The sequence below is a fragment of the Chondromyces apiculatus DSM 436 genome (assembly GCF_000601485.1).
Lineage (GTDB): Bacteria > Myxococcota_A > Polyangia > Polyangiales > Polyangiaceae > Chondromyces > Chondromyces apiculatus.
Window position 1 is genome coordinate 1 of sequence record NZ_ASRX01000103.1, and the last position, 13,084, is coordinate 13,084.

Genomic DNA, 13,084 nt, shown 5'->3' on the forward strand with positions numbered 1-13,084 from the left:
CGGGGGAGCGATCCCCCGGGGCTACTCTACTGCTCTCGCTCGCCATCGAGGGCGGGGTGCAGGCGCAGGGCTTCGAGGGAGGCTCCTCCCTCGCGCCCCATGCGCAGCTCGTCCTGCGTCCCTATTTCTGAGCGGGAGTGTGCCCGTCAGGCCGCGCGCAAGCCCTCCGCGCGTTCGCGCGCCCCGTTGCGCCGGTTGCGCACCTCGCTGCTCAACTTGCGCAACGCGCCTCCCTCCCGTCACGCGTCTCGGAGAGGGGGACGACTTTCTGGAGGCTGCGATCCAGGGCCAGGCGCATGATGCGGGCTGTCCACGGAACGGTCCGTCCTTTGCAACATCCTGCGCTCCGAAGGAAAGCTCCCGGCACTCTCGCCGTGGCCGCTTCGTGCCCGAGGCCCTCCCCATGCACCACCCTGCCTTGCTCGCCATCTCTGCGTCGATCGTGAGTCTGGTTCTCTCCGCCACGGTCAGCGCTGCGCCGCAGGAGCGACCTCCTGCCAGCGCAAGCAGCGCTGCGCCCTCGGAGACGTCCAAGGTCGCCCAGTCCACCGCCGCGCCGGCCACACAGAGCGCGACGAAAGAAGGGGTGACGGCTGCTCCGTCAGCACGTGATGAGGGCAAGGATGCTCAGGGAGGGGTGCAGGGATACCGCGTCTTCGTGGGGATCACGGGAGGCATCCTCAGGGCGTCGGCCGAGCACCCCTCGATCAAGAAGTCGAGCTTCACCGCGCCCACCCTGGGGCTTCACGTCGGTTACCGGGTGAGCTCCTCGATCTCGCTGGGATTCGAGATCACTTCGTTCGAGAAGTACATGCGGCGGAGCAACGAATTCGCGCGCTTCGAACCGGAGGACTCGCTGGAGGCTCAGGCAGATTGCTCCAACTGCACCGAAGCCGCGCCGGCTGGTGGCAAGACGATGGCCCTCACGGCCGTGTTCCTGACGGCTGGCCCGCGGCTGGAGTACACCCCCTTCGGTGAGGATGGGCTGTACCTGGGGGCCTTCGCAGGGATGGCGTCGGTGGTGGGCCTTCCCGGGTCCACAGGTGTCGGCGGTGCTTTGCGTGCAGGGTTCCGGCTGCGGCCCGCTCCGGTCATCTCCCTCGCGCTCGAAGGAGGAGTGCAGGCGCAGAGCTTCGAGGTGGGGAACGTGTTCGCTCCGTACGCGCAACTGGTGCTGCGTCCCTACTTCTGAGGGACGGAGCGGCTCGGGGCGCACGGCAGGCCGCAAAAGTGACGCCCGAGCGACATCGGAGTTATCCACAGGCTGTGGATAACTTGTGATCTGTCTGGGGGTATGTGGGGCGTTCAGGCCTGTATGGGGCGGCCAGCATCGATCCTGCCGGCGATTTCCGCGTGAAATGCCCTGAAGGTCGACTCTTCGGGCCAGCGGGGGGCATCGTTGAGGAGGCCACGGGCGCCCCCGAGATCACCCTCGTCAATGGCAATCACGGCTGCGGCGTACCGCATGGCCCAGTAGATGAGGGGGCTAGCGTCGCCTGCGTGTTGCAGGAGTTCTCGATCGCCGGGCTGGCTCTGGTGGGCGAAGGCACGGGCGAGGGCCGCGGCAGCCGCGCGAAGCCGCAGGATCCGGTGCTGGAGAGCGCTGCTCACCTCGGGCAGAGGGAGCCGCTCCAGCCGACGCGCATGGACGAGCGCGGCGTCTGGATCTCCCTCGAAGGCGTCGAGGAGCGTGTCCAGGAAGAGCCGGTGCTCGAGCGCGGCGTCCCACGCAGGGCCGCGCTCGGCGAGGGCAAGGGCGTTGCGCGCCCGCTCCACCCAGCCGCAGGCCGCGAACGCCGTGGCGGTCATGAGCGGCGCCATGGTCGCCGGATGGGGAGCCCGTCGGAGCGCAGGGGACCAGCGCTGGAGCAGCGCGCGTACGTCGCCGGAGCGCAACACGCGGACGAGCCGCTGCCGGGCAAGCCAGCGCGCGCCCACGATGACGAGCACCATCCCGAGCACCACCGCGGCTGCGAGCGGCTCGAACCAGGCGAACCGCAGCGCAGCGGCAGCGAGCCCTGCAGAGACGACGAAGGCGAGCGTACGGAGGAAGCGCGCCGTCGACGCTGCCATCGTGTCTGGTTCGAACGGATCCACGCTGAACTCAAGGTAAGGGCTGAGTCGCCTGAATCAAGCGTGGAAGACGCTCGACAGGGTTGTGGGCATCAGCTAAGAGAGCTTGGTCAGGCGAACACGCCTGGGACCTCATGGGTCCGTCGACAGCGCGCCGCGAAACCCGCCAGGCCCGGAAGGGAGCAACGGTAACGGAAAGCGAGTGTGGCGGACCCTTTGCCTTTTGTCCTCCCCGCATCCGCTCGGCAGGGCGTGGTCAGCGGGGGATGATCAGGGTGTCGAACACGGGATCGGTGGCATCCAGGCGTAGCTCGTGCGCCTCGAAGCGCAGCTCGTTCCTGGTCGCTTCGAGCAAGCCATAGTTCCCGAGAGCGCCCCCGGTCTTGTAGTCGCGGGAAGTCTCGGTGAACTCGCTGGTGCCTGCCGAGTACGCGGGGGCACCCGCGCCAGCGCACACCACGTAGACGGTGCCGTCCGCGAAGCCAGGCTGGACCTGGGGGACGCCGCTCGGGTCGGTGGTGAGGGGTCTGGTTCGCTCGTAGTTATGGTCGTGGCCGTTGAGCACGAGATCGACGTGGTGCTCGTCGTAGATGGGGCCGAGGAGGGCGCGGCCGCGCAGCACGTCGACGTCGGTGCCGTGGTTCGAGGAGGAGTAGGGGCCGTGGTGGTGCACGGCGATGATCCAGGGCACCTGCGCGCGGTTCTCCTCCGCAGCGGTGAGGTCTGCGTGGAGCCACTCGGTGAAGGCGGCCTCGAAGTCGGGCTGGTCGGCGGGGTTGACGAGCCAGGCGTCGTCGAGGACCACGAGGTGAACGGGGCCCGCGTCGAAGGAGAAGAACAGCTCGCCCCAGGCGGGGAAGCGGTCCACGTCCTGCGGCATGGTCACGTTGGAGAAGAAGAGCGAGGAGTGGTTCTCGTGGTTGCCGTGCGCGGGCAAGGTCAGCACCTGGCCGAGCGTGAGCGGTGCGCCGTCGGTGTCCTTCGAGGCGGCGTCGAGCCAGAGCTCCCACTCGATCTGGTCGAAGGGCAGCCCCACGAAGTCACCCGAGAAAAGCTGCATGTCGACGTTCGAGGCCATGACCCGTCGCTGGATGAGCCGCCAGGCGTCGTTGCTCTGGCCGCGCGAGTCGCCCGTCACCGCGAAGCGCACCGCGTCGGCGCCGCCCGCCGGCGCAGTCTTGAAGCTCAGGACGTCGCTCCAGACCTCCTGCCCCTCCGGGCCTCCACCGACGCGGTAGTGGTAGGTCGTGTCGGGCGCGAGGCCGCACACGTAGGCCTCATGCATGCGGGTCGGGCCAGTCTCGCTGATCAACCCCGCGGGCGTGATCCAGGTCATGCCGCTCTGGCGGTTCCCGGCAGGCCAGGTGGCAGGGTCTGGCGTCGTTCCCCACTGCACCTCGCTCGCCAGGGTGCCGTCGTCGGTCTGCCAGGCGAGGGCGATGGACGTCGCAGGATCCGCGCGTCCCGGTGCATCCACCGCCACGTTGCCGCCGAGCCCGAGGCGTACCCGGCGGATGTTCGGGGTGGCGCCCACCTCGGTCCGACCCACCGACACCTCGGTGTACTCCGGGCGAGGTGCCACGGCGAAGGGACACCCGGGGGGGTCGAAGCGCGTCACCGGCAAGTCCGGCGGGGCTGGTGGGGGCGCAGGGGGCTCGCCGCCGCAGGTTACCGTCAGAGACGCCAGCGCCGCGGCGCCGGTGAGGTGGAGGAGCAGAGCCTTGCGCGGGTCGGTCACGAAGCGTGCCTCGAACTGCGTGAGGAGGGTGGGGGTTGGAGGCGTGAGGTGGGGTCAGGCTACCGGCTCGGGTGGGGACCGCAATCCCTGGATCACGCCTCGGGCTCTGGCGGGGACGCCGACGTCGTCAGCGCCGCAGGGGTGAGCGGCACCAGCTCGATGCCGAGCTGCGTCGCGAAGTGGAAGATGCGCTCGTCCCGGTAGAACTCGCCGAACACGATGCGCGTGAGGCCGGCGTTGGCGATCACCTTGAAGCACCCCCAGCAAGGCGATGCGGTCACGTAGATGGTGGCACCCTCGACGCGCACACCGTTCCGCGCAGCCTGGATGATGGCGTTGGTCTCCGCGTGGAGCGTCCTCACGCAGTGGCCGTCCTCCATCAGGTGCCCGTCCTCGTCGCAGTGGGGGAGGCCGCGGATCGAGCCATTGTAGCCCGTTGCCAGGATGATCTTGTCGCGCACCACGACGGCGCCGACGTGCTTGCGATCGCAGGTGGCCCGCGAGGCCACGTCCTCGGCGATCTTCATGAAATACTCGTCCCACGAGACGCGATGCCGCTTCATGCCACCCTCCTCCGCGCTCCCATCGCCGGGCTGCGCGCTTCTACCACAGCCACCGCCTCCCACCGCCCGAGCAGTTCTTCACGAGGCCTCCCGTCCCGCCCGGTCACGTGGTAGCGCGCCGGGGGTGAGCCTCAGAGACGTCTCCCGCTCCTCCGGTCGCCGCGTCCTCGTCATCGGATCCGGCGGCCGCGAGCACGCCCTCGCGCGTGCCCTGGCCCGATCGCCGTCCGTGGCCGAGGTGGTCGTCGCGCCTGGCAATGCTGGCACCACGGCGCCCGGCACGCCGGAGCGGGCCCCGATACGCCGGGTGGCCGCGCCCTCGCTCGCGCCAGAGGACGTCGTCGGGCTGGCGCGGGCCGAGGCGGCGGACCTGGTCGTCATCGGCCCCGAGGCCCCGCTCTGTGAGGGCGTCATCGACGCGCTCGCAGCCGAGAGGATTCTCGCCTTCGGCCCGAACCGGGAAGCAGCCCGTCTCGAGGCCTCCAAGGTGTTCCTCAAAGAGTTCGCTTCACGGCACGGCATCCCCACGGCGCCTTACCGGGTGGTACGCAGCTACGAGGAGGCCGAAGCGGTCATCCGCGCGCACGGCGCACCCATCGTGGTCAAGGCCGATGGGCTGTGCGCTGGCAAGGGCGTGGTCGTCGCGGCCTCGGTGGAGGAGGCCCTCGACGCGGCGCGCGCGGCGCTCGTGGAGCGTCGCTTCGGGGCTTCCGGGGAGGCGGTGGTCCTCGAAGACGTCCTGGTGGGCGAAGAGGCGAGCTTGCACGCGATCACCGACGGGAGCGCGCTCACCATGCTGCCTGCGGCGCGCGACCACAAACGCATCTTCGACGGTGACGCGGGCCCGAACACGGGCGGCATGGGGGCCTTCGCGCCGAGCGGCCGCGTGACGCCGGCCCTCGCCGCCCGCATCGAGGCCGAGATCCTCAGGCCCACGCTCGACGGCATGCGCGCCGAGGGGCGGCCTTTCCGTGGGGTGCTCTTCGCGGGGCTGATGATCACGCCCGCGGGAGCGCCCATGCTGCTCGAGCACAACGTCCGCTTCGGCGATCCGGAGTGCGAGGTGCTCATGGAGCTGCTCGAAGGTGACGTCGCCGAGCTCCTCGCCTCGGCTGCAGCGGGGGCCCTGCGCCCCGAGGCTGCCCGGGTCGTGGAGGGTCGGCATGCACTCACGGTGGTGCTCGCTGCCCGGGGCTACCCCGGTAGGCCGGCGGCGGGTGACGTGATCCACGGCCTGGACGCTGCTGCCGTGGTGGAGGGCGCCACGGTCCACCACGCAGGTACGGCCGAGCGGGAAGGGAGCGTGGTGACCGCGGGCGGGCGCGTGCTCGCCGTCACTGCCTCCGGCGATTCGCTCGTCGAGGCCAGGACGCGCGCCTACCGCGCGGCCGACGCCATCGATTTTGCGGGTCGTCAGCTCCGGCGCGACATCGGCGCAGATCAAGCCCCTTGACCCGGCCCCCGGCTGCGGGCGACGACGGGGCATGCAGCCGATCGTGGACCTCGCCCCTGGTGCCGAGGACAACCTCCTGGCCGTCCGGCTCGGGGAGCTCATCCGCGACAACCTCGCCAGGCACCCGAAGCGGCGCGCCGGGCTTCGCGCCTTCCGCGCGTCGGTGCTGGTGGTCGCCCAGGACACGGGCGTCTCGATGACCATGCGCTTCGACCACGGCCGCCTCACGGTCCACGACGGCGCCATCGGGATCCCCACGGTCACCTTCTGCGGTGACGAGGCGGTCCTGCTCCGCCTCCCGCAGATTGCCTTTCACCGCCGGGTCGCCCTCCCCGTGCTCGGTGTGCGCCACCCCCACGCGGCGGCCCCCTTGCGTGAGGTGATGGTGCAGATCGCCCGAGGCGATCTCAAGATCTATGGGCTCCTGACCCACCTCGGGCTCGTCCTCGCCCTCCTGCATCTTGTCTCGCGGCCCGGCGCCGACAGATAATCACGAGCGCGTCTTCGAGAGGCCGAGCGGTGTACGTTGCACCACCCGGCTCCAACGGTCTGAGCAGTGTCTTTTGACGGCCTCTCGGCCGGTTTGGTATGGCTCCACCATGGGCATCCGGCTGCGCTACCTCGCCCACGACCTCGAGGTCCCGTTTGGCGAGTTCGTCATCGGTCGGAGCGCGGATTGTCAGCTCTCCCTGGATGACCCGCTCGTCTCGCGTCGGCACGGGTTGCTCACGGTGTCGGACAGCGGGGTCACCGTCGAGGATCTCGGCAGCCGGAACGGCGTCTTCGTCAACGGGACACGGATCTCGGGCAGGAAGGCCATCGCCGACAGTGATCGAATCACCATCGGGAGCCAGGAGATGCTCCTGCTCGGCAGCGTCGAGCCGATCGCGAGCCCCACGAAGACCGGGAACGCCTGGGCGCGTCAGACGCAGAACGCTCGGCCGGCCGACATCGCCGAGGTGCTCGACGCGGTCGACGAGGAGGACGATGGCACCACAGCGATCGCCTCGCGTCGCCTGCTCCACGAGACTCCCTCTCACCCCGACAAGCGGGTCAATGCCCTCAGCCTCATCGGAGGGGTCGCCGACAAGGCCCTGGCGCTCGGGCGCCTCGACGAGGCAGAGCGGATCCTCAACCGCTCCCTCACCGACATCCTGGTGCGCGCGCGCATGGGGGCGGAGGTCCAGCCCGAGCTCGCCGCCAAGGCGGGCATGTACGCGGCGCGCCTGGCGAACGCCACGGGCCGGGGCTCCTGGATAGACTACATCTTCGAGCTGAACACCCGGCTAGGATTGCTGCTCCCTGGCCCTCTGGTCGACGATCTGTACTCGGTCCTGCGGAAAGTGAAGTCTGTCGATATGTCGATCTTGCGGGGGTATGTGAAGCGCGTCCGGGAAGGTGCGGGAGAGCGGTCGCCGGCCGAGCGCTTCATCTTGCAACGGATCGAGGGTCTGGAGCGCCTTGGCGCGCTGAAGTGACGGCATGTCGTTTCGTCTTCGATACCAGGCCCACGACTTCGAACTCCCCGAGGGGACCTTCCTCATCGGACGCAGCGGTGAGTGCCAGCTTTCGCTGGACGATCCGCTCGTGTCGCGGAAGCACGCCGCGTTGCAGGTCGCGTCCGATGGCGTCGTCGTCCAGGATCTGGAGAGCCGCAACGGCGTGTACGTGAACGGTGCCCGGATCAACACCCAGAAAGAGGTGACGGACGGGGACAAGATCACCATCGGCAGCCAGGAGATGCTGCTCTACGGCGGCGAGGAGCTGCACCAGGACGGCCTGGGCATCGATTTCCGGCGCGCCACGCAGACCCTCGGCGCCATGGCGCTGAACGACATGCGCAAGATCGCCGATGAGCCCACCGAGTTCGGTGGCAGCGGCGACGGCGGCTCCAAGGGATTCCAGTCGCTCAAGCTCCTCTCGAACCTGGCCGACAAGGCGCTGGGCCTCGGCCGCGCCGACGAGGCGGAGCGCATCCTGCAGACCATCCTGCTCGACATCCTCACCCGCGCGCGCTCCAACGTGCCCCTGGAGATGCCCGCCGCGGAGCTCGCCACCCGCTATGCCGCGCGCCTCGCGGGAGCCACCGGCAAGTCGAGCTGGGTCAACTACAGCTTCGACCTCTACTCCATCGCGCGCCGGCCCTTGCCCGCTGCCGTGATCGACGAGCTCTACACGGTGGTGCGCAAGGTCCGAGCGCCCGATCTGGGTCCGCTCAGGGCTTACCTCGACGAGCTGCGCCGGTTGTCCCCTTCGTTCGGTCCTGCCGAGCGGTTTCTGGTGCAGCGGATCGAGGGGCTGGAGCGGCTGCTCGCCCTCCAGTAGCGCCCGCAGCGCCCGCAGCGCCCGCAGCGCCCGCAGCGCCCGCAGCGCCCGCAGCCCCGCCATCGGAAGGCACTGGTGGCGCTGGCGTCAGCGGCGTCAGCGGCGTCGGTGCGGCTCTGACCTTCCGTGCGCGCCGTGATGCCGCCTGCGCCTCCATCGCGTTCACCACCTGCCAGCCCAGGTTCCGCGATGCTGCGCGGGCGATCGCCGCGCGCAGGTCGAGGTCCTCGACCTGCACGAGCTCCTCCTTCAACTCGGGCGGCAGCGGCACCTCGGGAGGCTCCGGCCGCACCTCGTCGCGCCAGGGTGGCCTGTCGGGAGGGTTCACCGGCCCGACCCGGAAACGGAGCGATCGCACCGGGAATCCCCGCGACCGGAGCTGCAGGGCGATGGTATCTCCGAGCAGCGCCAGCTCCTGCGACCAGGTAGCGCTCGCGGCTTGCACGAGCAGCACGCCGCGCTCGAGCTTCATCGGCCGAGCCCGCGCCGCGATACGGCTACCGACCGCCGCTTCCCAGTCCCGGTAGGCCATGGGCGCAGCGTCCGCATGCTCCGGGGGACGGATCTGCTTCTCCCTTTGGATCAGCGCCCCCAGGCGTTCCAGTGCTCCGCGGCGGCGAGCCACCCCTGAAGGTTACCAGCCCACTGCGGGGACCCGCACTTTCTTGCAGACGCCGACGCGAGACGCCCCTGGTCGGCGTTTCAGGCGCTTCAGGCGACTCGCGGGGATGCCCCGTCACATCCCCTCGGCCACAGCCCTGCCGTCTCCACCAGCTCGGGCAGGCGGCGGTTCCGGGCGAGCACCATCTGGGCGAGCGCCTCGTGGAGGCGCGGCTCCAGGAGTTCCGGACGCAGGTTCCGGCGCTTCGTCAGCATGAACCCGTGCTCCATCAAGAACCGGAGCCCCCAGCGGCGCACCATCCCGTGTTGAGGCACCACCGTCGCCTCCACATGGGACACGTCGTACCCGTCGGCGTAGTAAGCAACGACCTCCTCGGGGGCGATGGAGAAGGGCGCCGAGGGCAGCACCGGATCGTACTCCAGGGTGTTCAGGAGCTGCTGAGCGCCCACGGGGGTCAATCGATCCAGGGTGCGCAGGTAGTTGAGGCGCATCTCGAGCGGCATCGCCACGAGCGACGCCCGGTCGTACACCAGATCGACCTGCCCCACGTCCTCCGCCTCGAGGCTCAGGAAGTCGGCGCAGAGCAGGGTGATCCGCTCCCCCTCGAAGCGGTTGCCCTTCTGCACGAAGTCGAGGGAGTTGTCGGTGAAGAACTGCAGGATGGCCTTCTCCACCAGCTCGACGCCCGTCACGTGCCGAGCGAACTGCCGGTAGTACAGCATGTCGTTCGTCTTGCCGCAGAGCGGCACGAGCACGTGCGCGCCGGCGAAGCGCTCAGCGGGTGTGTGACGCTCCACGAAGGGGTGGATGTCCCTGCGGTGGAAGGAGGTGTAGAACCCGCCACGCTCCCAAGAGTCGAACCAGAACTCCGCTTGCATCCTCGCGCTCCAGGGGCGTGCCACAGGACGTGGTCCGCCACTGGTCACCAGCATCGCTCGTCTCGCCGTCCGGATCGAGATCCTCACGCACCCCGTTTCGACTTAGCTCCTACCCTGGATCCTGGTGGGCGATGGCGTACGGGCCGTTCACGAGAGGAGCTGCTCGGCGGTGAGCTTGTCGGCTGCGGCCCCGCCGAAGTACTGCATCAGACCAGCCTCTTCGTAGCGCGGCATCACGCGCGGTGAGAGCAAGCCGATCTCCCGCAAGTTCGGCACCAGCCGCGAGAACATCACGGTCCGGAAGTGGACCATCCCCGGCGTCCTGTTCACGAAGGCGCGCCAGTTGGCCCGCGACAGGCGCCCCTCGAAATATTCTTCGAACAGCTCGTACGCGGCGAACCGGTTGCGCATCAGCAGCGCCACCTCGAAGGCCCAGTCCTCGCGCTCCTGGCGCTCCCGCTCGGAGATGTGCTTCGTGAAGTGCTCGCGCAGCGCGCACACCCCGTAGTGCACGTGCCGCGCCTCGTCCTGGATGACCATTTTCAACAGCTCCTTGAGGAGCGGCTCTCGCGTCTGCCGGTACAGCGTCCCGAAGGCTCCGAGCGCGAGCCCCTCCACCATGATCTGCATGCCGAGGAACTTCATGTCCCAGCGCCCGTCGGTCATCAGCGAGTCGATGATCACGAACAGGTTGTCGTTGATCTGGTAGAGCTTGTTCAGCTTGGTATCGAGGTAGCGGTTGAACACCTCCACGTGCCGCCCCTCGTCCATCACCTGGGTGGCGCCGTAGAGCTTTCCGTCGAAGAACTGCACGGCCTCGGTGACCTGCGCGGCTGCAAACAGCGCGCCCTGCTCGCCGTGGAGGAACTGGCTGAGCATCCAGGCCGTCATCGCGTATGAGATTTCGCGCTTCTCCTTCTCGGAGACCTTGATCCCGTAGTCTTCCAGCATGTGCAGATCGAGGAACCTGTCAGGCAGGAGCGGCACTTCCGGGTTCAGCGGATCGACGTCGATGGCCCACGGCAGCGAGTCTCCGTTCCACTGCCCCTCCTTGGCGCGGCTGTAGAGCTCCGCCATTTCCGGCTGATCGCTCGGGTAGCGCCAGTCGAAGTGCGCTGCGTGCGCCGCTTGCATCTGCGTCGGCACCCCTTGCTTGCCCCGGTGCAGGAAGATCCCCCGCACCCCCGAGGGCCCCAGCGCCGCGAGCACCCGCGGATCGCGGATGTTCCGGAGCAGGTCCAGGGCTTCCAGGTAAGCGTCGAGCTGACTGCGCATGCGCGCGGGGAGGAGATTCGTCAGGCGGCTTGTCGCGAGCATGGCTTGCCTCACAGGGTGGGAAAGACGTTACGGACGCGCGCGAGGTGGAATCGCGCGAGGAAAGCGTTGACGTGGGGCAGCCCGATCTCGACGAGCGCTGCCACCCGCTCGGCAGGGAGGTGCGAGAGCTTCGACAGCACGAGCCGCGCCTCCTCCCGGATCATCATCGACATCGCGGCCTCGTACACCGCCAGATCCCGCGTGGAGAACCCGAGCTCCGCCGTGAACCCTGCGCGCCGCAGCTCGGCCCACGTCTCCAGCAGCCAGGCCTCGTCGCTCGCGATCAGCGTCCGCCCGTCGTCGGCGACCACCGTCCCGAGGAGCCCCGCCTCCACCATCCCGTCGAGGTCGTCCTGCGTGAGCCCCAGACGGTCCAGGAGAGCGCGCGCATCGGTCACCGCCGGGCGCTCGTCCCGCGGGCGGAGCGCAGGGCTCAGGTGTGCCTGCACGTCGCGCAGGAGCGCGCGCTGGGCCTCGCTGAACACCTCGTCGCGCTGCTCGAGCAGGGCCCGGATCGCCTTCAACGGCAGGAACCGCTCGTGCTGCAGCTTGCGCACGAACTGGATCCGCTCGACATGTGCCTCCCCGTAGTAGGCCATGTTCCGCCCCGTCTTGTGCCCCTCCGGGACCAGCCCCTGCTGGATGTAAAAGTGGATCACCTGCCGCGGCAGCCCCGTCTTCTCGCAGAGATCCTTCATCCGGTACGGGAACCGGGCGCGGTCCACCCCTTCCTCGATGCCAGCCGCTTCCATCACGGCACCTCGACCGTGATCGCGCTCTTCGCGCGCGACGCGCACGCCAGCACGAACCCCTGCGCCCGCTCCTCGGCGCCGAGGCAGTTGGGCTCCTCCATCTCGACCTCTCCCTCCACGAGCCGCACCTTGCACGCGCCGCATCCTCCGAGCGCGCACGAGAACGGCATCCCCACCCCGGCCCTGAGCCCTGCTTCCAGCACGGTCTGACCTGCGGTCGCCACCACCACCCGCCCCTGACCGCGTCCCTGCAGCGTGATCGGCTGCGGCTTGAGCGGCTGCTCGTCGGACGCCCCACGCGCTGCCACCTGCTGCCCCGGCGACGAGAACCGCTCCTCCCTCACCCGCGAGAGAGGCACCCGCCGCGCCGTCAACGCCTCCCGCGCTGCGGCCATCATCCCCTCCGGCCCGCACAGGAACACTTCCGGCGGCTCCAGCGCCTCTACCGCCTTTTCCCCGTCGTTTGCCTGAGCTCCCACGCACCCGGGCGCTTCGTCCGCGAGCGCATCCAGCTCCGCCCCGCATCCTTCGACATCCAGCCGCCCCACGCCGCCGGTCCATCCCTTGGGCGCCACCTCCAGCACGTGCCGCACGGCGAACCGCCCCGGATACGCCGCCACGAGTTCCGCGAGCGCGTCCCGGAAGATCACCTCGTCCCAGGACCGGTTCCCGAACACCAGCCGCACCCGACTGAACGGCTCACGCGCAAGCACGCTCTTCGCGATCGACAGGAGGGGCGTGATCCCACTCCCGCCCCCGAGCAGCACCAGGTCCCGCCGCCGCGCCGGCTCCAGCGCCACCGTGAAGCTTCCCGACGGCCCCAGCACCCGCAGCGTGTCTCCGTCGCGCGCCTGCGTGAGCAGATGCGTCGACACCCGCCCACCCGGGACCCGCTTCACGGTGACCGCGACCCCGCCGCCTCCGTCCTCCACCCCCGAGCAGATCGAGTAGGCCCGCCGCAGCGTCTCTCCGTCCAGCTCGACCAGCAGCGTGAGGAACTGCCCCGGCAGGAACGTGAATGCCGCTCCCTCTGCGTCCACCAGGTGGAGGGTCACGGCATCGTCCGTCTCCCGGACCACCCGGACCACCCGCACGGTCCGGGGGGACAGCACCTCGCGCGGCGGCGCTGCAACCTGCAGGTGACGCCCCAGGGGCTCCCGCCTCTCGAAGGAGGCTCGGGGCCGACCTGTCACGTCCCCAGCCACCATCCACAGATCCCGCTTGAATGCCTCCAGCCGAGATCCGAGGAGCGAGAGCGGAGAAAACGTCGCGCGCAACGACATCGTCCATGGCTAAAGGTCACCCGGAAAAGTGTCAAGTGTCAGTTGTCACTCGACGCTGACCGGACCAGCCCTCATGGGTT

At 69.3% G+C, this 13,084-nt stretch carries 13 protein-coding genes and 1 other RNA gene; 6 read left to right on the forward strand and 8 right to left on the reverse strand.

Translation table 11 applies throughout. From position 1 onward, the window contains the following. The first annotated feature begins 403 nt into the window (after positions 1 to 403). Positions 404 to 1,192, forward strand: coding sequence for a hypothetical protein (locus CAP_RS39865; RefSeq protein WP_156041568.1), 789 nt, complete (start codon positions 404 to 406; stop codon positions 1,190 to 1,192). A 113-nt stretch (positions 1,193 to 1,305) separates the two neighbouring features. Here CAP_RS39865 and CAP_RS39870 read toward each other — a convergent pair whose 3' ends face one another. Continuing rightward, positions 1,306 to 2,097 carry a hypothetical protein gene (locus CAP_RS39870; RefSeq protein ID WP_044250769.1) on the reverse strand — a complete coding sequence of 264 codons (792 nt, stop codon included), beginning with the start codon at positions 2,095 to 2,097 and terminating at the stop codon, positions 1,306 to 1,308. Between the two features lie 109 nt (positions 2,098 to 2,206). Between CAP_RS39870 and ffs the strand changes: the two genes are divergently transcribed. Then, positions 2,207 to 2,294, forward strand: an RNA gene (gene ffs, locus CAP_RS47255) — signal recognition particle sRNA small type. A gap of 35 nt (positions 2,295 to 2,329) precedes the next feature. Here the strand turns inward: ffs and CAP_RS39875 are convergent. Together CAP_RS39875 and CAP_RS39880 are read right to left on the reverse strand one after the other, a co-directional pair. After that, entirely contained in the window at positions 2,330 to 3,811 is a 1,482-nt protein-coding gene (locus tag CAP_RS39875) for a purple acid phosphatase family protein (RefSeq protein ID WP_044250771.1), read from the reverse strand. A gap of 92 nt (positions 3,812 to 3,903) precedes the next feature. Then, positions 3,904 to 4,374, reverse strand: a complete 471-nt coding sequence (locus tag CAP_RS39880; RefSeq protein WP_081865752.1) for a deoxycytidylate deaminase — start codon at positions 4,372 to 4,374, stop codon at positions 3,904 to 3,906. 124 nt (positions 4,375 to 4,498) lie between these two features. Here CAP_RS39880 and purD point away from each other — a divergent pair, with 124 nt between their 5' ends. From purD to CAP_RS39900, 4 genes are all read left to right on the forward strand, one after another. Further along, positions 4,499 to 5,827 carry a phosphoribosylamine--glycine ligase gene (purD, locus tag CAP_RS39885; RefSeq protein ID WP_044250773.1) on the forward strand — a complete coding sequence of 443 codons (1,329 nt, stop codon included), beginning with the start codon at positions 4,499 to 4,501 and terminating at the stop codon, positions 5,825 to 5,827. Positions 5,828 to 5,858: 31 nt separating this feature from the next. Further along, positions 5,859 to 6,317: a hypothetical protein gene (locus CAP_RS39890; protein ID WP_044250775.1), complete on the forward strand. Its 459-nt coding sequence runs from the start codon at positions 5,859 to 5,861 to the stop codon at positions 6,315 to 6,317. Between the two features lie 109 nt (positions 6,318 to 6,426). After that, complete coding sequence (locus tag CAP_RS39895; protein ID WP_044250777.1) at positions 6,427 to 7,305, forward strand: FHA domain-containing protein; 879 nt, start codon at positions 6,427 to 6,429, stop codon at positions 7,303 to 7,305. 4 nt (positions 7,306 to 7,309) lie between these two features. Further along, a complete protein-coding gene (locus CAP_RS39900) occupies positions 7,310 to 8,152 on the forward strand; it encodes an FHA domain-containing protein (RefSeq protein ID WP_044250779.1) in 843 nt (280 codons plus the stop codon). On the opposite strand, the gene CAP_RS55920 is transcribed toward CAP_RS39900, so the two are convergent. The 5 genes from CAP_RS55920 to CAP_RS39920 form a co-directional block, all read right to left on the reverse strand. Beyond that, positions 8,043 to 8,777 carry a DciA family protein gene (locus CAP_RS55920; RefSeq protein WP_081865754.1) on the reverse strand — a complete coding sequence of 245 codons (735 nt, stop codon included), beginning with the start codon at positions 8,775 to 8,777 and terminating at the stop codon, positions 8,043 to 8,045. The two genes, CAP_RS39900 and CAP_RS55920, sit on opposite strands and share 110 nt — an antisense overlap. 86 nt (positions 8,778 to 8,863) lie before the next feature. Next, positions 8,864 to 9,652, reverse strand: coding sequence for a class I SAM-dependent methyltransferase (locus CAP_RS39905; RefSeq protein ID WP_063748829.1), 789 nt, complete (start codon positions 9,650 to 9,652; stop codon positions 8,864 to 8,866). A 147-nt stretch (positions 9,653 to 9,799) separates the two neighbouring features. Next, complete coding sequence (locus CAP_RS39910) at positions 9,800 to 10,969, reverse strand: ferritin-like domain-containing protein (protein WP_231511981.1); 1,170 nt, start codon at positions 10,967 to 10,969, stop codon at positions 9,800 to 9,802. 8 nt (positions 10,970 to 10,977) lie between these two features. Beyond that, positions 10,978 to 11,721: a MerR family transcriptional regulator gene (locus tag CAP_RS39915; protein ID WP_197041555.1), complete on the reverse strand. Its 744-nt coding sequence runs from the start codon at positions 11,719 to 11,721 to the stop codon at positions 10,978 to 10,980. Continuing rightward, positions 11,721 to 13,004 (reverse strand): ferredoxin--NADP reductase, encoded by a 1,284-nt coding sequence (locus CAP_RS39920; protein ID WP_044250783.1) that lies wholly within the window; start codon positions 13,002 to 13,004, stop codon positions 11,721 to 11,723. The genes CAP_RS39915 and CAP_RS39920 overlap by 1 nt, the downstream gene beginning before the upstream one ends. Positions 13,005 to 13,084: the final 80 nt, after the last annotated feature.